A 21186-nucleotide genomic window follows, 5' to 3' on the forward strand; every position below is an offset into this window, starting at 1 on the left:
ACGCGTTCAACATGGCCAGCTCTTAGCCGAGCGATTGGCCCCTTAGGGGCCAATCGACATCGCGAGCACCGTGCTGACCGCTGACAGAGGTAAACCGGACTGTTCCTGCAGGTCGTTAAAGTATGCCTGCACTCGGTGCAAATCACGTAACCCGGTCGGCTTGGCTGACACCACGCCCTCGTTCACTAAAACCCGAACCACATCGTTGCTCAGCACGAAGGTGTCTTTGCCAAACATTCGCAGCACCCGAGCGCCGCCATCGCCACCGAGAAAAGCGCCGCGCTTCTTGAACAGTAGCCATAAACTGACTATATCGTCACTCGGCCATTGCGCAATAAAGTCTCCGAAGGAGCCGAACTCACGACTGATGTCGCTGACCATCTGGGCATTGATGGGTATGGTTTTCATCTTGCGCCAGTGACGAATCAACGCTGCGTTTAGCATCAGTTGCTCAAAACGGGCGTCATCGATTAATTGACAGGCGCGCGGATCGAAGCCCCAAAAGTGTTCCTCGAAGGCCGGCCAGCGGCTATCAACCACCGAATGGCGCATACCGGCGCGAAACACTCGTTGGCTGATGGCACTCAAATAGCGATCGTCAGTGACGCTACGCAGCTCTGCGGCAGTGCGCAAACGCGGAAATCGAGCGCGAATATGCGCCTCGTTTTGGTAATGGTTGAGTGCTTGGTGCCAGTAATCTTCGAAGGTCATAGCGTCTCTTTCGCCAAATCCAATGAGGCCGAGTTAATGCAGTAGCGCAAACCACTGGGCTCGGGACCGTCATCAAACAGGTGCCCCAGGTGCGCATCGCACTGGGCGCATACTACTTCGGTGCGGACCATGCCATGGCTGATATCGCGTTTCTCGAGCACGGCAGCCTTATCAACTGACGCGTAAAAACTCGGCCAGCCACAGCCTGCGTCAAACTTGGTCTCTGAACTAAAGAGAGGCGTTTTACAACAGATACAGCGGTAGCTGCCGGCACTGGTTTCATCCCAATAAATACCGGTGAACGGTCGTTCGGTGTGGGCCTGCCGGGTTACTCGAAATTGCTCGTCGGTTAGACTTTGCTGCCATTGCTCCGGCGTTTTGATTATTTTGTCGGTCACTGAACATCTCCCATAGGATTTAAATCACCGAGTCTTTATACTCGGGGGGAGACTATCTGGATTGGGCTCAGGTGCCAATTGTTTTCCCTTTCTGGCATCGACCTATCCGGTCGGGAGTCCACTGCAATCGAGGTTCGCTGTGCGGACCGGACAACCGATACACCGATCAACCCTGGCGAAGAGTAATCTATGAAGGAAATTAAAAAATCGGACAAGCTGGCGAATATCTTCTATGAAATTCGTGGCCCAGTTCTCGATGAAGCCTCCCGCATGGAAGACGAGGGCCAGCGCATTCTTAAGTTGAATATCGGCAACCCGAAGCCGTTTGGCTTTGATGCGCCCGATGAGATCATTCAGGATGTGATCAAAAATCTGCCGCATTCTGAGGGTTACTCTGAGTCAAAGGGCATCTATTCGGCCCGTAAAGCCGTTATGCAATATTATCAGCAACAGCGGGTTCACAATGTTGAGGTCGATGACGTCTATTTGGGTAACGGTGCCAGTGAATTGATTCACCTAGCCTGTACCGCGATCGTTAACACCGGCGATGAGGTGCTCGTACCAGCACCCGATTACCCGCTCTGGACCGGCGCTGTGACCCTAGGCGGCGGCAAGGCGGTGCACTATCGCTGTGACGAACAGGCCGACTGGTTTCCCGATATAGAGGATATCAAAGCCAAGATTAACAGCCGCACCCGGGCTATCGTGGTGATCAACCCGAACAACCCAACCGGAGCGGTCTACTCCAAGGCCCTATTACTTGAGATCGTTGAACTGGCTCGCCAACACGACCTGATCATTCTGGCCGACGAAATCTATGACAAGATTCTCTATGATGGCGCCGTGCACCATTGCCTCGCCGCGCTCTCGCATGATGTCCTGACGCTGACCTTCAATGGCCTGTCAAAGGCCTATCGTTTGTGTGGTTGGCGCTCCGGCTGGATGCTGATCTCCGGACCCAAACACATGGCCAAGGATCTTATCCAAGGCTTCAATATGCTTTCCAGCATGCGTTTATGCCCTAATGTTCCGGCGCAATACGCCATCCAGACCTCACTCGGGGGTTATCAAACAATCAACGACTTGACCGCGCCCGGTGGCCGAATGTATGAACAGCGCAATCAATCGGTTGCTGCGATCAATGCCATTCCTGGCTTATCGGTGGTCAACCCTAAGGGCGCGCTCTATCTCTTTGTGAAAATGGACAAACGCAAATTTGGTTTGTCCAATGACGAACAGATGGCCTTAGATCTGTTACGCCAGGAAAAAATTCTGGTGGTGCACGGGCGCGGTTTTAACTATCCCGATGTCGATCACTTCCGTATGGTATTTTTGCCGCCGAAAGACGTATTGATGGAAGCGACCGAACGTATGGCGCGTTTTTTCAGTGCCTATCGCCAAGACTGAGCCCTGCTTAATTTGCCTGTTAGCACAGGTCTCAATGATCTGACCTAAACAGTGCCGTGCACACGGCAGCAAGACTGGAAGGCCAGGGCACTTCGCTGCAAAGGCGGGGCTCAAATGAAGTCGTTAAAGCCCAAGCAGACGAGCCAATCCCGCAACTGCGGCGGTGCCTGGGCAATGGGTACCGAGGCCAGCTCGCGCCGAGTCGGATACGCCTTACGTAAGCGATCAAACATCTGCCCATCAAGGTGATCGTTCACGACAGAACAGGCCATGGTCACGCTATCGCGTGCCGGGTCATAGACCGCCAAAACCAATGCGCTGGCCCACTGCCGGATATCCTCATGATAGTAGAGATCGGCATTTAGGGGCGCCACCGGCGGTCTGGGCACCTCGTCGGACAGACTCAAACCGGCCCACTGGGCTAGCTGATGGGCGATCATCGCGGTCCCATTTGCCCGCCCCTCCAGGCTGTAACCGGCTACGTGCGGCGATGCAAGGGCGACCTCAGAAAGCAGGCTTTGCGCCACTTGGGGTTCGTTCGGCCAGACATCGAGGACAGCGTTGAGCTGACCCGCAGACAACCGCTCCAATAAGGCGTCTTCGACTACTACGGGCCCGCGTCCGGCATTGATCAGCCAAGCACCCGGCCGCATCTGAGCCAACAGGGCTTGGTCGAACAGCTGGTGTGTCGGATTCGGGCCCGAGCGGGTATGGGGGGTATGCAGACAAACAATATCGCACGCCGCGAGCAGTTCGGGCAATTCCAGATGGTCAGGCAGCAGGCCCTGTTGGTGCTTGGCCGGGTCGCAGACCCGCACCGAAACACCCAGTTGGCGCAAACGGTCGACCACCACGCTGCCGACATTGCCAACACCCACCACACCGATGGTGTGTTGCCACCAGCAGAGCTCACGGTCCAGATGCAAACGAGACAATATACTCAGCAACCAATCGGCGACCGATTGAGCGTTACAGCCTGGAGCAAAGGCAAAGGGGATCTGGTGTTGGTGCAGATAGTCGAGATCGATATGGTCGGTGCCGATGGTGGCACTGCCGACAAAACGGATGGGGGTATTCTGGAGCAGGGCTTGGTTGACCTGGGTGACCGAGCGCACTAACAGTACGTCGGCCCCGAGCAGGTCGGCCGAACCTAGCGTTCGGCCTGCTTGACGGACAATGGTTTGCACCCTGCCCGCCAGCCAGGCCTCGACATTGGGCATATTTTCATCTGCCACAATACGCAAGGTCGGCATAGTTTAGCTCTTTGGCGCGTCGGCTTCGATGGCAACATTGCCGATGTTATCACCGTCAAAGTCATCTTCGTCATCCGGATCATTGAAGTCGACATCGACGGTAATTTCCGGGCCCGCCTCAGTCTGATCAACATTCACCGCAGTTACTTCACCAACCGGCTTGTGGCTGTCGTCGTCGTCTTCGTCGTCTAGGTCTTCAACCTTGGTCTGCACCGGCGTGACACTTGGCGAATCTTCTTCAAGCGCGCTGTCGACGCTGCTATCTACCTCAACGGCGGCGTCAACAATCTCATCCGTGCGCAGATGTTCTGGCAGCATTTCGACATCGATTTTAGCCTTGACGTACTCTTCGATGGCTGGAATCAGAAACGAATCGTCTTCACAGGCAAAGCTGATCGATACGCCCTTCTTACCGGCACGACCGGTGCGGCCAATGCGGTGTACATAGTCTTCGGCGTCTTCCGGCAGAGTGTAGTTAATCACGTGTGACACGCCGTCGATATGAATGCCACGACCAGCAACATCGGTTGCGACCAGGACTTCGAACTTACCTTCTTTAAAGCCGTCCAGGGTGCGTATCCGCTTATTCTGCGGGACATCACCGGACAATACTTCACACTCGATACCGTCTTTCTTAAGATTTTCAGACAGATCGCGCACTATATCTTTGCGATTGGCGAAGACCAACACTCGGTCGGCTTCCGGGCGGCGTAAAATGCGCCGTAACACCTGGTATTTCTCATCGGCGGAAATGATATAGACATGCTGCTCTACATCATCAGAGGTCTTGGTTAAGGGTTCAACTTCAACCTGCACTGGCTCATTAGTCCAACGCTCAGCCAGGTTCAAAATATCCTGGGAGAAGGTCGCCGAAAACATCAGCGTCTGACGATTCTCAGTGCGCGGTGTGGCCCGTACAATGGTCTTAATATCGGGGATAAAGCCCATATCCAGCATGCGATCGGCTTCATCGATCACCAGCAACTCGATCTGATCTAAGAACACCAGCTTTCGGTTCATGAAATCGATCAACCGACCGGGCGTGGCTACCATGATATCGACACGCTGTTCAGCCAACTGCTTCTGCTGCTTCTCGAAATCCATTCCACCGACCACAGCAACAACTTTCAGTCGGCTGTATTTGGTCAGCTGCTGGGCGTCTTCTGCTATTTGCAGGGCCAGCTCGCGGGTTGGCGCTAAAATCAAGGCACGGGGCTCACCCAGATATTGCTCTTCCAGACGGTGCTCCAATAAGTCAGTAATGGCCGTGATCAGGAAGGCGGCGGTCTTGCCCGTTCCCGTCTGGGCTTTACCGATGCAATCAAAACCGGCCAAAGCGTAAGGCAGGGTCATGGCTTGGATTGGACTACAGTATTGGTAACCCACTTCTTGGATTGCCCGCATCAGGGCGATGGGTAAAAAGAGGTCATGAAATCTTACTTTTCCGGCAGCTTCTTCAACTTTAAATTGAGCAATGTGCCATCTTGGACGACGGTAACGTTTATTTTGGTTTGTCACAGAATCACATATTCTCTATTACGGGTTAAGGCACGCGGCCTCCAAACCCTGGTTTCATTATGTAACCAGACACGTCTGGTACTTTTCTGGGGCTCTGGCTTAAAGAACTTCAGAGCAATGGTCGGCTGCCGGATGTCGGTTTGATTCGGACACCTCGGCTGCCGAGCCATGATCAGGGGATTGTAGCTCATTTTTTAACGTATCACGACAGCAGATTTTGGCCGACCACAAACACTCCTAATGAGTGTCCGCTTGAGCACCGGGGCGGCACGCCAACTATAATCCCGAGCCGGTGCATGACTATCGCCACACATCATCCCAACGAGCGATCGCATACCGTCCAATGGCGCTTATTGCTTAGCTTTCGGACGGTTTAACCAGTCGACTCAACAGGGCTGAGGTATCACAGCGATTCTGGCCATCAGCCTGCAGCTCTTGGTAAAAGCCCTGAACCTGAGCGGCCACGGGTAAGGCCAAACCTTTACTACCAGCCTCATCGAGACAGTACCCTAAGTCCTTGACCATCCAATCAATGGCAAAGCCAAAATCATACTCGCCGCGCGCCATCGTTAGGGCCCGATTTTCCAGCTGCCAACTTTGCGCGGCACCACCGGCCAAGACCTTTTGCACCGTGCCGATATCGAGGCCGGATGCTAGGGCCAAGGCCAGACCTTCGGACAGACCTTGCAGAATCCCGGCGATGCAGAGCTGATTGACCATCTTGCACAGCTGTCCGCTCCCGGCCGGACCGAGTAACTGCCAACCCTTACCGTAGGTGCCAAAGATCGGAAGCGCAGCCGCAAAAGCACTCTCTGTGCCACCGGCCATAATCGACAGCTGGCCATTGACGGCACCGGCTTGCCCCCCGGACACGGGCGCATCTAGGAACTGGCCACCCAGTTCGGCCACCGCCTGACTCAATTCGCGCGCCAAATCCGCCGAGGTGGTGGTGTGGTCGATAACCAGGGTCCCCGGCTGGATAACCGCTAAGATTCCCTCTTCACCATAGAAAACAGACCGGACATCCTCATCATTGCCAACGCATACCAGCACAATGTCGGCGCCTGCGGCGGCCAAACCGGGTGTGCTCTGGCGCTCGCCACGATAGGTCTGCTGCCAGAGTTCGGCTTTGGCAGGGCTGCGGTTATAAACCGTTACCGAAAATTCAGCCTTAGACAGGTGACCGGCCATGGGAAAGCCCATAACGCCCAGGCCAATAAAGGCGATTTTTGTGTGCTTTGGCATATTGTTTATTCCTCGATTCGACCCATACAAGATACATCAGCCTAGGGTCGTTGTAAGCCGTCGGATAGTTTTAAGACCCGCATTATTTTGCCAATCGATCTAATTGGCTAAGTGTTTTGGTTTTATTGCTCAATCAACCCGAACCACCGCATGTCCTCGGCGGTTTGGGGCCAGGCACGGATAATGCTTAGACTGATAAGTGGCAGTCAACTGCTAGGCATAACCAAAATGGAGATCAAAATGAAAGACAGGTTAAACGAGGAAAATATCAAAGCCCAATTCGATAAAGTCAAACACAAGGCGGAGGCCATGATGGACAATCCGGAGCAACTCAAAAAAGTCGCCGAAAGCGCATGGGAAAAAACCTTAGGCCTCAAAGGGCCCTTAGAGGAGGTTTGGGAACAGTTAAAGCTGATGATTAGCCTGGTAAAAGAATGGCTCGCCGGCAACTACAAAGAGGTACCGACCGCCAGCATCGTCGCAATTATTGCAGGCTTAATTTACTTGCTGTCGCCAATCGACCTTATTCCAGACTTCATCCCAGTGCTGGGCTATCTGGACGATATCTTTGTGCTTGGTGTGGTCTTTACCCAGGTCGCCAAAGATCTCCAGGCCTTTGCTCGCTGGCAGGCCACCGAGTCGGAATCGGCACAAAACACGCCGACCGACAGCCCGATCGAGCCCCCCGCTGACGCCCAACCGGATGCCAGCGAAGCGTCCGACATTAAGCCGGACCCCATGCCAGACGAAGCCAAGGACCGTTAAGGGCATGCCCAGGAGGTCGGAGTCGTTCGGGCTTTGGCTTCCAAAGGCCAATTAAAAACAGTCTTTGTACCCGATTTCGCAAAGTCATGACTCATTAATGAAAGCCCCGACGCGTTTATTTGCTAAGATGCCTCTCCCTCTATGGTTGGCGCCAAGCCAATAGGCCTATGAACCTGGATATTATCGATGAAAACCATCAGCCCATAGGCAAGGCGAATGAACCGCTCGGGGTTCGGATAAAACGCGAATGGCTCACCCTGACGATACTGGGCGCGCCGATCCTAATTGGCCAGTTAGCGCAGATCAGCAACGGCGTGGTCGATACCATCATGGCGGGACATGCCAGTGCCGATGACCTGACCGGCGTGGCCATTGGCAACAGCCTGTGGCTGCCGATCATGCTCTTCATGATCGGTTTACTAAATGCCACTCAGCCGATTATTTCAGGCTATCGGGGCGCCAACCAACCCCATAAAATCATGCCGGTGACCTGGAACGCGGCCTATATTTCGCTCGGCGCGGCCCTGATTGCCATACTACTACTGACCAATGTCGAGCCGGTGCTGGCGCTGATCCAGATGGGCGATAACTCAGCCCGGATCACCACCGGCTATTTAAAGGCCTTCGCCCTTGGCATTCCGGCCATCTTGCTGTTGCTGTCGCTGCGCGGCTTGACCGATGGCCTTGGACACACCAAAATATTCATGGCGTTTTCGATCCTAACCGTGTTGATAAACGCGCCACTGAATTATGTGCTTATTTACGGCAAACTGGGCATGCCGGCCCTGGGCGGCATCGGGTGCGGGTGGGCGACGGCCATCGCCCAGTGGGCCAGCCTGTTGCTGCTGCTAGCGTATCTTAACGTCGCGCCGGCCTTTGAGAATTTTCACCTCTGGCAAGCCCGAATGGCACCAAGCCTGGCCATTATCCGACAAATACTCGGCCTAGGCATACCGATCGGCTTCACGATATTTGTCGAAGCCACCATGTTTTCGTTGGTTGCACTATTGCTGGCCCCCCTGGGCACGGATGTCGTAGCAGGCCATCAAATTGCGCTCAATGTCGTGAGCATCTTTTTTATGGTGCCGATGAGTATCGGACTGGCAATCACCCTACGCATTTCTTTTTTGATCGGTGCCGAACAGCCCAAGACCGCTCGTTTGGTCGCGCGCAGTACAATCATCATGGTTACGGCAATTTCTTTTTGCTTTGCGGCCCTGATGTACAGCTTCGCCAGGCCGATCGCGAGCCTTTACAGCACGGAGGTCGACGTGCTGTTGATGGCCGAACTGTTGCTAGGCTATGGCGCAATGTTCCAGATCGCCGATGTCTTACAGGTGGTATGCATCAGTGGCTTGCGCGGCTATAAGGACACCCGTATCCCGATGTACATTATGCTGTCATCGTTTTGGGGTATCGGTATCCCCTTGGGCTATATTTTGGCATTTCGCGATTGGCTGGTACCCGCTATGGGCGCGCCTGGCTTTTGGATAGGGCTAATAGCGGGGCTATCTCATGCGGCGTTTTGGTTATTGATCCGACTTTTCTTGATCAGCCGTCACCCGCCAACCCCTATTACCGACCGGCTCAAGGCCTAGACTGGAGACTTGTCTGCTCGGCTGACTGGCGGCGCCTAAGGGCGTTCGCCCTTCTCAATCCAAAACCGATAGTCATCGTCCTGATTGAGCGAGGCAATTAGGCGATGTGGCAGGAATTCACAAAATTGCGGTACATCCCGCAAGGTGGCTGGGTCGGTGGCCAATAAAGCCACCACCTCCCCTACCTGCATCTTGCGCAGCTGCCGATGCAGCATCATCACCGGCTCGGGGCAACGTAAACCGCGGGTGTCGAGTTCACAATCGGCATGCTGTTCGGTCATCCGTTTTGATTCCTTAGATCCAACATAACGGTAATTTCCTCTCGGTCATGATACAGCTGGCGCGCTTTAAAAACCGCTTTAGGGTGATTTTCGGCGATCAGGCTGTCGAGCTGAGCCTTAATTTCCTGCCACTCATGAAAGCGTTTTTTCATCGGTAATTTAAGATTAAAGATGGCATATTTGGCATGCCGTCCATCCAACCAATCGTACATCAGCCGAGCCACTCGGGCCGGCTTTTCGACCATATCACAGACCAACCAGTCGACCATCTTAAACGGCTTCCACGTAAAGCCGTCGGCCAGCACATGCTCAACCAGGCCTGAGGCCATTAGGGTTTTGTCCATCGAGCCGTTATCGACGGCGTAGACATAGAGCTCCTGCTTAACCAATTGCCAGGTCCAGCCGCCCGGCGCAGCGCCCAGATCGACCCCGGTACGGCAATCAGCCAAGAGCGCTCGCCATTCCGGGCCGAGAAAGGCCGCAAAGGCCTCCTCAAGCTTGAGGGTGCTGCGACTCGGAGCGGCACTGGGGAATCTGAGTCGGGCGATGCCCATGGGCCAGGGTGCGCGCAAACGCGGCTCATCGAGACCAACCAGGACCTGGGCAGAATCTTTAAAGAATAGCCGTAGTGTCGGCAAGCTCGGGTCTTCTTTTTTGCTCAACAGCCCCTGGTTGCGCAAGGCCTGGCGAACCGGGTGGACAAACTTGCCGGCAAAGCGGGAGGTCGAGTGAAAATCGTCACCCTCAGCGTATTCACACGATACATTGCCAAACAGGCGCACACCCGTCTCGCTGACCAGACTGGTGACCGCTTGCTGAATCGGCCCCAAGCGATCGCTCGGATCCAGATCCTCTAAACGATGATGGATGGGCCAGGCTTCACGACAAAAGACCGACTTCTGCCAGAGCGGGTAAACCTCTGCGGCGTTTTCAGTTTCGAAGATTACAAAGCCGGAATTAATCAGCAGATTAGACCAGCCGAAATAACCCTTTTCGCCGGCCATGTAGGTGATTTCCGCCAGACATTCTTTTTCGAAACCCGGTCGGCAATAAAGCAGTAATGCAGTCATGATCAAGTTCGCTCCAAAAGATAGTTGGCAAATACCAGGGCCCGTTTTTCAGACCACAGCTCGCTATTAAGTTTCCACCGTACAAAACCGACGTGGCCACCACTGGTCGGAATTTCCATAAACAACTGACTCGACCGGACACCTAAATGACAGTCAAAACAGTTGCGGCCTAAAAAGGGATCATCGGCCGCATTGATGATCAGGGTCGGCCGCCGTAGGTCGGGCAAGGCGTTGCGACTGGAGCACTGCGCCCAATAATCCTGCGCGCCGGTGAAACCATGCAAGGGGCCGGTATAACGGTCGTCAAAATCACGGAAGTTTTTAATGTCGGCAAAATTGGCACTGGATATTTGTTCGGGGAAGCGTTCCGCCTTGGCACTGATTTTGACCTTGAGATCGCGCAGGAATCGTTGCATGTAGAGGCGTTGCGCCGGTTGCGCCAGTCGCCCGGCGCAGCTGGCCAAATCAAGCGGCACGCTGAAACCGACACCCCCGATCACCTCATCCGGCAGATCCGGCTCAGCAAGAGCCAGTACCGTCTGGTTACCACCCATACTAAAGCCGGTTAAAAATATTTTCTCAGCCTGTTGATGATTCAGCAGTTCCATCATAACAGCCTTTAGATCATCGATGGCGCCGCTGTGATAGAAGCGCGGTAACCGGTTCGGCTCGCCGCCACAACCGCGGAAATTCCAGGCCAGCACCTGCCAGCCCGCGGCGTGAAAGGCGCGTGCCATGCCCTGCATATAGGGCCGACGACTGGACCCTTCCAAACCGTGACTGAGAATGACCCAAGGGGCCGACGAGGCCGGTTGCCGGAGCATATCTAACAAGAGAAAATCGCCATCGGCCAATTCCAAGCGACTGCGCTCAAAAGGCACCGTTACCTGACGCAAGAGGGTTGGCAGGATAGATTGAACATGTCCATTGGACAACCCAAAGCTGGGTGAATAGGAGGGGAAGTCGTATAACGCCTGTGTCATTGCTGCGAGCCCAAACCTGATAAAACGGCGGGCATAATAACGGTTTGGGTCGGAAAATACAGGTCAAAGCTGATATTTAACTGCACCGGCAGCCATTCTTAGGCCGAGGATTTAAGCAGACCATAGCCAATTAAGACAAAAACCATCAACACTAGGGTGCCCATACGCACCTGCTGGCACCTTCTACAGGGTTTTCGGGCCATTAGTGGGAAGCCTTCTTAGGCATATAGCGCACACTCAGTGCGTCAAAGAAACTTTCTTTCAATTGCGATATTTCTTTTTTTACGTCATCAAGCAGATGGATTTCTTCACCACTAAGCTGTTGCTTTTCGGCGTAGATTTGACGCCGAAGCATGACTATTTTCGCCCCATAGATGCGTAATGACCGTTCGAGCCGTTTCTCACCGAGCAATAACAGCGTGCTTTCGGCTTCGGTTAAGGCATGAAACACCGACGCCAATTCGTCACCAACGCGGGCCAGCTCATCACGGCGCGGCTTCGGCCAATGTTGACCGTAGCGCGTAAATTCGGTCGCTAGGGCCAAATACTGTTGATAGACGTAGTGCACCCGACCAACATTGCCGGCCACTAATTCGAACAGTTCTCGACGCCGACGGATTTCGGCTTCAGCACGACTGTCCAAAGACTGATGACGGCGCAAATAATAAAGAAAGGCCAGGCCACTGAGCAACATGCCCGCCGCAATCTTCACACCCGCATCGATTATTTCTAGGGTGACCATACTGTACTCCTTCGGATTTTTGACGCTTTAGGTCGATTCAGAGACTATCAGCAATAATGATGCCTGATTCGGCAATAATGATGCCTAATTAGGCGAAAGCCAAATTAAAGCTTTACGGCGCGCCTGCTAAAGCCGGCCTTAAAGCCAGCCGAAGAAAAATGCATCAGACCCACCTGGTGACAGAATAACCAGCACGGAGTGCTTTGTGTGCAAATGGCGCCAAAACCGGATCTAATTTATCTAAATCGGGAAAAACCTAAAAAAAACAATCCCTTAGCTATTGACTCCTACTGCGCTGACATTAGAATACGTCCCCGTTGTTCCTCGATAGCTCAGTTGGTAGAGCAGTAGACTGTTAATCTATTGGTCGCTGGTTCGAGTCCAGCTCGAGGAGCCAACCTAATTTTGTCATCGCGTCCAACAACGTGATTATACCGACTTTTCCTCGATAGCTCAGTTGGTAGAGCAGTAGACTGTTAATCTATTGGTCGCTGGTTCGAGTCCAGCTCGAGGAGCCATATAGTAAGGCGTACCCTAGGGTACGCCTTTTTTTTTGCCGTCAGAACGCCGAGCTCACCCGTGTCGGGCCAGCCCGTCGATCCTCAGAGGGGCCGATATGTTTGGATTAGGGCGCAACAGCTGGTTATTGGTATTGGTTCAACCGTTCGCGCTGGCCATCTCATCGGCCATTGTTCTCAGCAGTGGTTTTGTCGGCAAGGCTCTCGCGCCATCGCCGCAATGGGCGACTCTGCCGATCAGCCTAATGGTTGTCGGTCTCACCATCGGCGCTATACCGGCGGCATTGTTGATGCAGCGCTTTGGCCGTAAGCCGGTTTTTCTCGCGGCGATGTTACTCTCCAGCCTGTGCTCTGTACTGGCAGCTTGGGCCATCAGCCACAGTCAGTTTGCGGTGTTCTTGCTGGCCATCACCGGCATTGGCTCGACACTCGCGGTGGTCCAGCAGTTCCGTTTCGCCGCCATCGAAGGCGCCAGCCACCCCAGCCTGGCTGGCCGCGCGGTATCGATTCTGATGCTCGGTAGCGTGTTTGCCGCGCTGATCGGCACTGAGACCGTCACCCTGGGCCAGACACTATTGCCCGCCGACTATGCCGGCTCCTATGCCCTGTTGTCCGTCTCGACCCTGATTGCCTTTGCCCTCTTACTCTTTTTTAAGGCGGATCCAAAAATTGCCCCAGCGCAATCCAGCGCAACCGAAGGGCCAATCCGTAACATCCTCAACCGGCCAACCCTGATGATCGCAATTTCGGCCGCGTGCGTTGGCTACAGCGTCATGGCCTTTGTCATGACCGCGACCCCATTGGCCATGCACGAGGTGCACCTGCACAGCTTAGCAAGCACCAAGTGGGTGATCCAGAGCCATATAATGGCCATGTATCTGCCATCGCTGATCACCGGTGAACTGATTCGCCGCTTTGGCAGCCTTAAGATTATCTATGCCGGGCTGTTAGCCTTTCTCTTGACCACCGTGGTCGCCTTTGCCGGCGCCGATGTCCTGCACTATTGGTGGGCTCTCGTGCTCCTGGGTTTGGGCTGGAACTTCCTGTTTATCGGCGGCACCACCCTGCTAGCGCAAAGTTATCTGGCGCATGAGAAATTCAAGATCCAGGCGATCAATGATTTTTCAATCTTTGTGTTGCAAGCAACCGCTTCGCTTGCTGCCGGAGCCATCCTGTTCGCTCAGGGCTGGAGCGCGATCATCATCATCGCTCTGGTCCCGACGGTTCTGATGATGCTGGCTCTCGGCGTTTATCTAGTGCGCAGAAAATATCACCCAGCGCTTGACTAAGCGCCTTGTCAGAGCAATGCAGAGACCGCTATAGATACCGTCAGACTGGCGCTTATATGGGCCGTTCAGACGAACGCGGGGCAAAAAAAAACCCCGCAAGCGGGGTTTCTTTCAGTTGGGTGCAGCCGAACAGACCTACACCCGGCGCAACTTAAGCAAACGCCTTAGGCTGTGACACTAGATGATCTCAAGCAGTTCAACTTCGAAGATCAGGGTAGAACCCGGTGGAATCTGCGGGCTCGCCTGTGAATCGCCGTAGGCCAAGGCCGCTGGGATGAAGAGTCGATACTTTTCGCCCTTCGCCATCAATTGAACGCCTTCGGTCCAACCGGTAATTACTTGATTGAGTGGGAACTCGACCGGCTCGCCGCGCTCAACCGAGCTATCAAAGACGGTGCCATTAATCAGCGTGCCGTGATAATGAACGCGTACGGTGTTTTCCGCCGTCGGCCGCTCTTCGCTATCATTGGCTTCGATTATTTCGTATTGCAGACCAGACTCGGTGGTCATAACCCCATCACGCTGACCGTTTTCAGCTAAAAAGGCTTCGCCTTCAGCGCGGGCAGCACTTGACAAGGCTTCCGATTCAGCGGCCTTGCTGGCCATCTGCTTTTGTTGCAAGGCGCTGATTGCGGCCTGAACCGCTTCTTCAGTCACGGCCATGTCGGCTGCCGTCATAGCGTCAGAGACACCGCGCATCAGCGCTTCAGCACTCAGTTCAATGCCTGCGGTTTGCTGCTTCAGGTTGGCCGCAAAACCAAAGCCGATGCCGTAAGAGGCTATCTGTTCATCGCTATCCAAGCTAACGACTTCAGCGTCGACTGCCTGCGCACAACCGGCAATAGCAAGAGACAAGCCAGCGACATAGGCCAGACTTTTTAGTTTATTCAATTTCATGCGATATCCTTTAATCAATCACTCATCTATAACGACTGGACCAGGCCCAAAATATCCGGAACCTAAAATTCGCGAGTAGTCTACCGTCAGTCCGATCTCGGCTCCAGAGCTTTTACCGGACCCTGACGCTCAGTCGAGCGCCAAGGCGTCGATCCGATCCAGATCATTGACCACCTGCCATTGCCCGCCGCCCTGCTCTACCTTAGCTTGCCAATCGGTGAGTCGGCTGAGGTATTCAGAGGGGTCTATATTATCTTCGCGCAGCTTGGTGACATTGAGAGCGAAAACCTGAAAGCCGTCAAGCTCATAACTGAAATTTCGGTTATAGCCTTCGGGCAACTCTTCACGCAAATCGGAATAGATCAGGATGGACTTCTGCCCAGCATTGGTTTCATTTAAAAACTCCACCGCCTGCAGCAAACCCCCGGAGATATCGGTGTATTGAGCGCTTTCCACCGAACCGATAAAGAGATTGATCACCTTGGCGAACTCCCGCTTCTGGGCATTCATCTGACTCGGTCGGCCGTCAAAGGTGACCTTGGCAATAATATCCTTTTCGCTGAAGCTGCCGCTGTCGATACGGGCCACGGCGAAGGAATCGCCGGCGCCGAGCGAACCGAGGTAGTAGTTGATGACCCGCTGAGCCTTTTCTAACTCCTCGGTATAGGTGCCAGAGGTGTCCAGTAAGAGATAGACGCCTCGGTAAGGGTTCTGCGTTTGCCGCATGCAACCGGCCAACATCACCAGTACCAAGAGGGTGACCAGAGTCATTCTCATAGCAGCTCCTCGACCAGCGCCGTTTTTGCCGTCGCCGCAGGGCGATGGCTGATCTTGTGTTCTAACCAGAGCGGGATGCTGACGGCTATGTCGTACAGGGCGAGCAGGATGTCGCACAGGTAGCGAATCATGGTGGCAGTCAGACGCATCAAGATAATCAACAGATGCAAGACTTGAATCACCAAGTTGGCGAGTAAAATACGGCCACTTTCGACGAAGGATTCGAAGGGAATGGCGACAAAAATAAGCACCCAAGGCAGCAAAAAGCCTAGCAACATCTGCGCAGCTTGCGGAATCAGAGTGCTGATGGTGCCGGTCCCGACCAGATCAACAGCCTCGCCGCCGACCAACAGACCGCGCAACGCGGCGGTGTCATTGGCAATCTGATCACGCATAAAAGCCAGACCCGACTCGATCGAGGCAAACACCAGAATAAAACCCAAGAAGGTCCAGAGCAGGATCCGCCGCTTGCGTTCATCTAGGGTGCCAAAGGCCGGGAACATGCGAGTAATGTGCAGCACTTCCATCAGGAGCATGCCGATGGCCACCTCGACTAGTACGATCATCAGGGCGGAGACCTCCGCAACGGTAAAGGTTCCGATGCGCGAACTGGCGCCGACCATTTCGGACATGGGCAGCGAAATAAGGTGAAAATTGAGAAAGGCGCCACCGACAAAAATGGCCATCCAGAACAACGCAACGGCAAATTCTCGTAACGAGGACACCCTGAGCATGCGCTCTGCTTTATCAGATCCAGCGTAGATCTCCCGATATTGGTTCATATTCTTATCAATTTCTTCCGCCTGGAGGATCAGATTGCGCATTGATCCGCCGACCCGTTCGATAACATTATTCAACCTGCGCCACTGCGGCATCATGCCATGCAACAGCCGGTGTCGGGCTGAAACGCTGCCACGATAGGTATCAAGGGTTTTCTTCTGTTGCTCGGCTATGCTGGTATAGAGGTCATCTAGGACCTTAACAATGACCGGGTTACCTTTTTGGGCTTCCTTTAAGTTTACGATGGCGGTAATGGCCTCGACCCAGTCCGGTGACGGTGGCGCGGTTTCGGCCGACTGGTGATAATCCTCTTCCAGCCGGGTAACCAAACTGGACATATTCTTCTGCAATTCCGGATATTGGCCCAAATCGTTGGCCACGATCTCATTGACACGATGGAAATCACGGTTTAGCTTGCGTTCAAGCTGACCTTTTCCCATTTCGAGCAACACCTCGCGATTGCGCATCTGCAGCAGCTGGATCAATCGCGCCAAGGCTTTGGCTTGCAGGCGCAGTAAACCCGCTGCCAACCGAGATATCCGAGTCAAGGCCCGATGCACCGGGGTCCGCGCGAAATAGAGCAGGCTAATCGCTAGGACCAACAGAACAAATCCTGATAAGAGCGGCTGATCTGGGAAGATGATCGTCCAATTCATGGTATTTCTCCAAAAGGTGTTCACTTCAGGCACTATACAACCTATAAATTGACTAGGTCTTGGCCGGGATAGGCAAACCGGTCTCGCCTCACAGGGCAACACTATTACAGTCTCATCGTACCAATACTGTTATGGAGTTCAAATAATAGCCATAAAGACGCGCAAATAAACAACCATCAGGGTGTAAACTGCCGAAACGACTCCGTTAACGAGGTCGAAAAGCATGACCAGCAGCGTCATCCGGTGCCACGGAATGGACCCAACAGCGCGCCTTGGTATTTTTGCAGCCAAAGTTAGAATAGGCAGGACCAGTGCACAATAAGCGTATGAGTAGAAGATATCTGACAACCCTAACGGTCCTAATGGCCTCCATTGGGGTCCTGCTCGGTTGCGCGCAACCGGCGGGCAGCGACACCAGCGGGACAACCGATGGTACCGCCGATGCGACCATTTACCGTCAAATTGCCGGGACCAGCGCGCTTGGCCGGGCCGGCAGTTGGTCGAGCAATTGTCTCGGCTCTGATTTGGCATCTGAGTGCGCCCGAGCGGACTCCGAGGGCAACTATCTGCTCTCGACGCCCGCAGAGCAGAGTCAGCTGATGTGGAGTGATATTCCCGAGTCTGACGGCACCACCGTGCGCCTGTACAGTCGTTATCGCCATCAGGATGGCCTGACCTCGGCGCTGATAAATATCAATCCCAGCACCCATGCGGTCTTGGATATCTGGTCCAACAGTCAGCAGGGCCAATCGCTGGAATTATGCGCCGAAGAGGCCACCTGCATTGACGCACTCCTGGCCGGCTTCAGCGCGGCGGTTGAACAGACCATCGTCGCTCAGCTCGATGAGCTGCTCGGCGAGGCATGGCCAGACGGCCGCGACCCCTTCGACGACGTTTATCTCGCCGATCCAGACCTGGATGAACTCGATCTAATGCACGACACCCTGGGCTTTGTGGTCAGCAGCAGCGACCTGAGCGTCATCGATAACGCAGGCGAGATTCTGACCCAGGTCAGTCTGGGGCGATTACTCCAGGCAGTCGAACTAGCCGACCTGACGCTAACCTCGGCGCAAATTAGCGCCGCGCAGGCCCTACCGATCCCAGACCCAGAAATAATTGTCATTAGCCTACGAATGTCGGTTTCACCGACCCTGGCCACCGAGGCTCCGGTGGACGTTCTGGTTAGCGATCGCGGCAGCAGTAGTGTGGCCGGCGGTGAACTGACCTTCAGCCATGATCTGACCTTGGCCAATGGCGCCAGCCTATCGTTCAGCGGTGCCGATGTCGTAACAACAATCACCGCCGGCGGTGACCATAATTGGGTGGTGACGGCGACCGATATCAACGACTTCAGCATAACCCAAGGCTATGTCATCTCGGTGCTCAACGGCAGCGATGGCGTGGCCACTTTCGGCGGCGCAGGCAGCTGCCTAACGCCATTGACGGGCCTTAACGCCAATGCCTTAAACCAGTGTCATGAAGTACAGAATGGCACTGCGTTGGGCAGTTGCGATCAACTCGACTCCGGGTCCGTTAGCCTGAGCGACTCGCCGGCACCCTGTGCGCGGGAGGTACAAAACGAGGGCGCCCTGTTCGGCGTGTGCACTTGGGTCGATAGCGAGTTGCGCGTCTTTCACTATGAAAACCCGCTGCGTCTGAACCTTGTTGAGCTGTTCAGCGAACGCCAGAGTCGCATCGCGACTGAATGTATCAGCGATGTGGGCAACCTCTGGTCGATAAGCCCCTAAAGCTAGGGACAAAGGCTTGCAGTGGCCTAACGAGGGCATGTTAAAACCAAAAAAAACCCGCAAATGCGGGTTTTTTGCACTGCTGGACTCGCCCTAGAAGTGCACTGCGGCGCCGACAAAGAAACCGGCGATGGTCACGTTCGACTGGAAATCGGAGGTGTCGAGCCAACCAACCGTTTCGCCAATGGTCATATTGAAGCTCCGATAACCGGCTTCGACACCGACCTTGGCCAACATATTGGTTGGCAGGGGCGCAAACCAGGTGCCCTTGATGTTCCAGTCGGATATATCGGCATCGCCTAGTGGCAAGGTACTCAACTCACCACCGATCTTAACGCCCAGGCCCGGAATGGTCGCGGCCGCACTGATATAGCCCAGCGGAATAATGGTCGCAGACGGGAATAGAACTTCTTTGGTATCTTGCGTGCCAGCGATCACACCCGACGCGGAGAAGCCGCCCGTCAAAGCCCGAAAATTAACACCGAAATCGATGTCGAGCAGCGGGATCGGCAGGCCGATGGTGAGGCCTAAGTCAACATGAGACAGATCCAGAGACGATTCAACCGTGCCTGAGATATCAAAGCTTTCGCCTAATATAGCTTGGCTAAACGCTACGGTGTTGCTGCCTTCCAGCACCATACTCTCGTACTTAAGCTTAACATCGGGCAACAATGGCAGGGAAATTTTTGCCCAACCGTAGAAACCATTACTCGCGGCCATGCCCAAGCCATAGGGCGCCGCTGCGCTGCTTTGGGTACCGGTCAAATCAAAGGTGTCGCCAATAAAGGTGCTATCCTCGGACAGGGTAGGCATGGTGTAGCCGCCGCCAGCATCGATTGACATCAGCAGTTTCGCTGAGGCACCGGGTACGGCAAGAGCCATCGCGGCGGTAACGATCCATTTATTCATCTGTCTGTTCCTCATAGTTATAAGCAGTTAATGCTCTAGTATGGACTAATGTAGATAATTTATCTGCGCCGCGCCAATTGGGCCGGCCAGACTTTAGATACTTTTTTAAAAAATTGCTTGAATGTTAAAACTGGACACCAATACGCCGGCCAACTTCCATGTAACTTTCGACCACATCGCCCAAGCCTTGGCGGAATCGATCCTTATCCATCTTTTCCATGGTTTTGGCATCCCAGAGCCGGCAACCGTCAGGCGAGAACTCATCGCCCAGTACCACCCGCCCGTCAAACACGCCGAATTCAAGCTTGTAGTCGACCAAGATCAGGTCGCCATCGGCGAACAGCTTCTTGAGCACCTCATTGACTCTCAAGGTCAATACCTTCATTTCGGCAATCTGCTCAAGCGTGGCCCAGCCAAAGGTCAAAATATGCGCATCGTTAATCATCGGATCGTGCAGTTCGTCGTTTTTAAGGAAAAACTCAAAAATCGGTGGATTCAGTTCCATTCCTTCGACTACCCCGAGCCGGCGCACCAGGCTGCCAGCGGCGCGGTTGCGCACCACACACTCGACCGTGAGCATCTTAAGATTGCGCACTAACGATTCGTGATCGGACAGCAGACGCACAAAATGTGTCTCAATCCCAGCTTCCTGTAACTTCTCCATGACAAAACCATTGAACAGATTGTTGACCCGGCCCTTGTTATCGAGCAGCTCGATACGCTCGCCATCAAAGGCACTGGTGTCATTTCTGAACTCAAGAACCATTAGGTCTTTATCGGCCGTGGTATGGACTGTTTTCGCCTTGCCGGCATAAAGTACGCCTGTTTTTTCCATGGTGGATCCTCATATTTAATTCAATCGTGCAACGCGTTAGGCGGTCGGCTGGAGTGTGATCCAATCACAGCCGTCTTGCTGCGTTAACATCTCAATTTTTGTGTCGTGACCGTCTAACTCAGGCAATAGAGTCGCGATGGCTAGGGCCGGATCGTTATTATGTTCGCTGATATGGGACACCAGCACTCGTTGGAGAGCTGAATGATTGAGGCCCTTGAGCAATTGCGCGGCCTGGGCGTTGCTCAGGTGGCCAAAATCGCCGCCGACGCGCCGCTTCAGGCTTGGCGGATAAGGCCCGTTGTGCAACATATCTGGGTCATGGTTGCATTCCAACATCAGCACTTGGCAGTCTTGATAGGCCTGATGGATATGTTTGGTCAACGACCCCAGATCGGTTAATAGGCCAAAGCGCAGACCCTGATGATGAAAAACGAACTGAGATGGTTCCGCACTGTCGTGAGGAACGGTTACCGGTTCAATATCGAGAGATCCAATCGCAATTCGCTTGGATGGATGGAAGGGCCGTGCCGTGGCCACCGGGCGTTTGAAATACCGTGCCGTGCCGTGGGTCGACCAGAGTGGGATGCCATAACGATTCGCCAACATCGGTGCGCCCTTGAGGTGATCGGCATGCTCATGGGTCACCAATATGCCCGCCAAGCTGTCAGGCTCAACGCCCCGACTCCTCAATCGCCCTTCTATCTCTTTTAAACCAAAGCCGCAGTCAACCAGAATCGTGGTATCTGCGACCTGAATTAGGGTTGCATTGCCCTTGCTGCCACTGCCGAGTGACGAAACCCGCATAA

The 21186-nt window shown here is 54.1% G+C and carries 20 protein-coding genes and 2 tRNA genes; 7 read left to right on the forward strand and 15 right to left on the reverse strand.

Annotation, left to right across the window (positions count from 1 at the left end; translation table 11 throughout):
* Positions 1-42: 42 nt before the first annotated feature.
* The gene (locus AC4FIC_RS01630; protein WP_100256571.1) at positions 43-711 is read right to left on the reverse strand and encodes a DNA-3-methyladenine glycosylase I; all 669 of its coding nucleotides are present in this window, start codon (positions 709-711) and stop codon (positions 43-45) included.
* Positions 708-1109, reverse strand: coding sequence for a peptide-methionine (R)-S-oxide reductase MsrB (gene msrB / locus AC4FIC_RS01635; RefSeq protein WP_100256570.1), 402 nt, complete (start codon positions 1107-1109; stop codon positions 708-710). The genes AC4FIC_RS01630 and msrB overlap by 4 nt, the downstream gene beginning before the upstream one ends.
* Positions 1110-1298: 189 nt before the next feature.
* On the opposite strand from msrB, the gene AC4FIC_RS01640 reads away from it, so the two are divergent.
* On the forward strand, positions 1299-2516 hold the full coding sequence (locus AC4FIC_RS01640) for a pyridoxal phosphate-dependent aminotransferase (RefSeq protein ID WP_100256569.1): 1218 nt from the start codon (positions 1299-1301) through the stop codon (positions 2514-2516).
* Between the two features lie 110 nt (positions 2517-2626).
* On the opposite strand, the gene AC4FIC_RS01645 is transcribed toward AC4FIC_RS01640, so the two are convergent.
* The 3 genes from AC4FIC_RS01645 to AC4FIC_RS01655 all read right to left on the reverse strand — a co-directional run bounded on the left by AC4FIC_RS01645 (position 2627) and on the right by AC4FIC_RS01655 (position 6532).
* A complete protein-coding gene (locus tag AC4FIC_RS01645) occupies positions 2627-3769 on the reverse strand; it encodes a 4-phosphoerythronate dehydrogenase (protein ID WP_100256568.1) in 1143 nt (380 codons plus the stop codon).
* Between the two features lie 3 nt (positions 3770-3772).
* The gene (gene rhlB / locus AC4FIC_RS01650) at positions 3773-5287 is read right to left on the reverse strand and encodes an ATP-dependent RNA helicase RhlB (protein WP_287418578.1); all 1515 of its coding nucleotides are present in this window, start codon (positions 5285-5287) and stop codon (positions 3773-3775) included.
* Positions 5288-5644: 357 nt separating this feature from the next.
* Positions 5645-6532, reverse strand: a complete 888-nt coding sequence (locus AC4FIC_RS01655) for an NAD(P)-dependent oxidoreductase (RefSeq protein ID WP_273286366.1) — start codon at positions 6530-6532, stop codon at positions 5645-5647.
* Between the two features lie 240 nt (positions 6533-6772).
* Here AC4FIC_RS01655 and AC4FIC_RS01660 point away from each other — a divergent pair, with 240 nt between their 5' ends.
* Both AC4FIC_RS01660 and AC4FIC_RS01665 read left to right on the forward strand, forming a co-directional pair.
* Complete coding sequence (locus AC4FIC_RS01660; protein WP_420541417.1) at positions 6773-7297, forward strand: YkvA family protein; 525 nt, start codon at positions 6773-6775, stop codon at positions 7295-7297.
* 167 nt (positions 7298-7464) lie between these two features.
* Positions 7465-8895, forward strand: a complete 1431-nt coding sequence (locus AC4FIC_RS01665; protein WP_227003768.1) for an MATE family efflux transporter — start codon at positions 7465-7467, stop codon at positions 8893-8895.
* A 35-nt stretch (positions 8896-8930) separates the two neighbouring features.
* On the opposite strand, the gene tusA is transcribed toward AC4FIC_RS01665, so the two are convergent.
* The 4 genes from tusA to AC4FIC_RS01685 form a co-directional block, all read right to left on the reverse strand.
* Complete coding sequence (gene tusA, locus AC4FIC_RS01670; RefSeq protein ID WP_100256564.1) at positions 8931-9176, reverse strand: sulfurtransferase TusA; 246 nt, start codon at positions 9174-9176, stop codon at positions 8931-8933.
* Complete coding sequence (rlmM, locus tag AC4FIC_RS01675; protein ID WP_100256563.1) at positions 9173-10246, reverse strand: 23S rRNA (cytidine(2498)-2'-O)-methyltransferase RlmM; 1074 nt, start codon at positions 10244-10246, stop codon at positions 9173-9175. Before rlmM ends, tusA begins: the two co-directional genes overlap by 4 nt.
* A gap of 2 nt (positions 10247-10248) precedes the next feature.
* Positions 10249-11229 carry a YheT family hydrolase gene (locus AC4FIC_RS01680; RefSeq protein WP_100256562.1) on the reverse strand — a complete coding sequence of 327 codons (981 nt, stop codon included), beginning with the start codon at positions 11227-11229 and terminating at the stop codon, positions 10249-10251.
* Positions 11230-11431: 202 nt separating this feature from the next.
* Complete coding sequence (locus tag AC4FIC_RS01685; RefSeq protein WP_100256561.1) at positions 11432-11971, reverse strand: energy transducer TonB; 540 nt, start codon at positions 11969-11971, stop codon at positions 11432-11434.
* A 321-nt stretch (positions 11972-12292) separates the two neighbouring features.
* Between AC4FIC_RS01685 and AC4FIC_RS01690 the strand changes: the two genes are divergently transcribed.
* The 3 genes from AC4FIC_RS01690 to AC4FIC_RS01700 all read left to right on the forward strand — a co-directional run bounded on the left by AC4FIC_RS01690 (position 12293) and on the right by AC4FIC_RS01700 (position 13778).
* Positions 12293-12368, forward strand: a tRNA-Asn gene (locus tag AC4FIC_RS01690).
* Between the two features lie 45 nt (positions 12369-12413).
* Positions 12414-12489: transfer RNA gene (locus tag AC4FIC_RS01695), tRNA-Asn, on the forward strand.
* 98 nt (positions 12490-12587) lie between these two features.
* Entirely contained in the window at positions 12588-13778 is a 1191-nt protein-coding gene (locus AC4FIC_RS01700) for an MFS transporter (protein ID WP_100256560.1), read from the forward strand.
* Positions 13779-13955: 177 nt separating this feature from the next.
* On the opposite strand, the gene bamJ is transcribed toward AC4FIC_RS01700, so the two are convergent.
* The 3 genes from bamJ to AC4FIC_RS01715 form a co-directional block, all read right to left on the reverse strand.
* Positions 13956-14675 carry a BamJ family beta-barrel-assembly machinery protein gene (gene bamJ / locus AC4FIC_RS01705; RefSeq protein WP_100256559.1) on the reverse strand — a complete coding sequence of 240 codons (720 nt, stop codon included), beginning with the start codon at positions 14673-14675 and terminating at the stop codon, positions 13956-13958.
* Between the two features lie 129 nt (positions 14676-14804).
* Complete coding sequence (locus AC4FIC_RS01710; protein WP_273286117.1) at positions 14805-15452, reverse strand: VWA domain-containing protein; 648 nt, start codon at positions 15450-15452, stop codon at positions 14805-14807.
* A complete protein-coding gene (locus tag AC4FIC_RS01715; RefSeq protein WP_100256558.1) occupies positions 15449-16888 on the reverse strand; it encodes a hypothetical protein in 1440 nt (479 codons plus the stop codon). The genes AC4FIC_RS01710 and AC4FIC_RS01715 overlap by 4 nt, the downstream gene beginning before the upstream one ends.
* A 326-nt stretch (positions 16889-17214) precedes the next feature.
* Here AC4FIC_RS01715 and AC4FIC_RS01720 point away from each other — a divergent pair, with 326 nt between their 5' ends.
* Positions 17215-18636 (forward strand): hypothetical protein, encoded by a 1422-nt coding sequence (locus AC4FIC_RS01720; RefSeq protein WP_145980238.1) that lies wholly within the window; start codon positions 17215-17217, stop codon positions 18634-18636.
* A gap of 93 nt (positions 18637-18729) precedes the next feature.
* Here the strand turns inward: AC4FIC_RS01720 and AC4FIC_RS01725 are convergent, their stop codons facing one another.
* From AC4FIC_RS01725 to AC4FIC_RS01735, 3 genes are all read right to left on the reverse strand, one after another.
* On the reverse strand, positions 18730-19545 hold the full coding sequence (locus AC4FIC_RS01725; RefSeq protein ID WP_100256555.1) for a porin family protein: 816 nt from the start codon (positions 19543-19545) through the stop codon (positions 18730-18732).
* Positions 19546-19669: 124 nt separating this feature from the next.
* A complete protein-coding gene (gene purC, locus AC4FIC_RS01730) occupies positions 19670-20380 on the reverse strand; it encodes a phosphoribosylaminoimidazolesuccinocarboxamide synthase (protein WP_100256554.1) in 711 nt (236 codons plus the stop codon).
* A 36-nt stretch (positions 20381-20416) separates the two neighbouring features.
* Positions 20417-21184 (reverse strand): MBL fold metallo-hydrolase, encoded by a 768-nt coding sequence (locus AC4FIC_RS01735; protein ID WP_100256553.1) that lies wholly within the window; start codon positions 21182-21184, stop codon positions 20417-20419.
* Positions 21185-21186: the final 2 nt, after the last annotated feature.

The sequence above is a fragment of the Reinekea sp. genome (assembly GCF_982785585.1).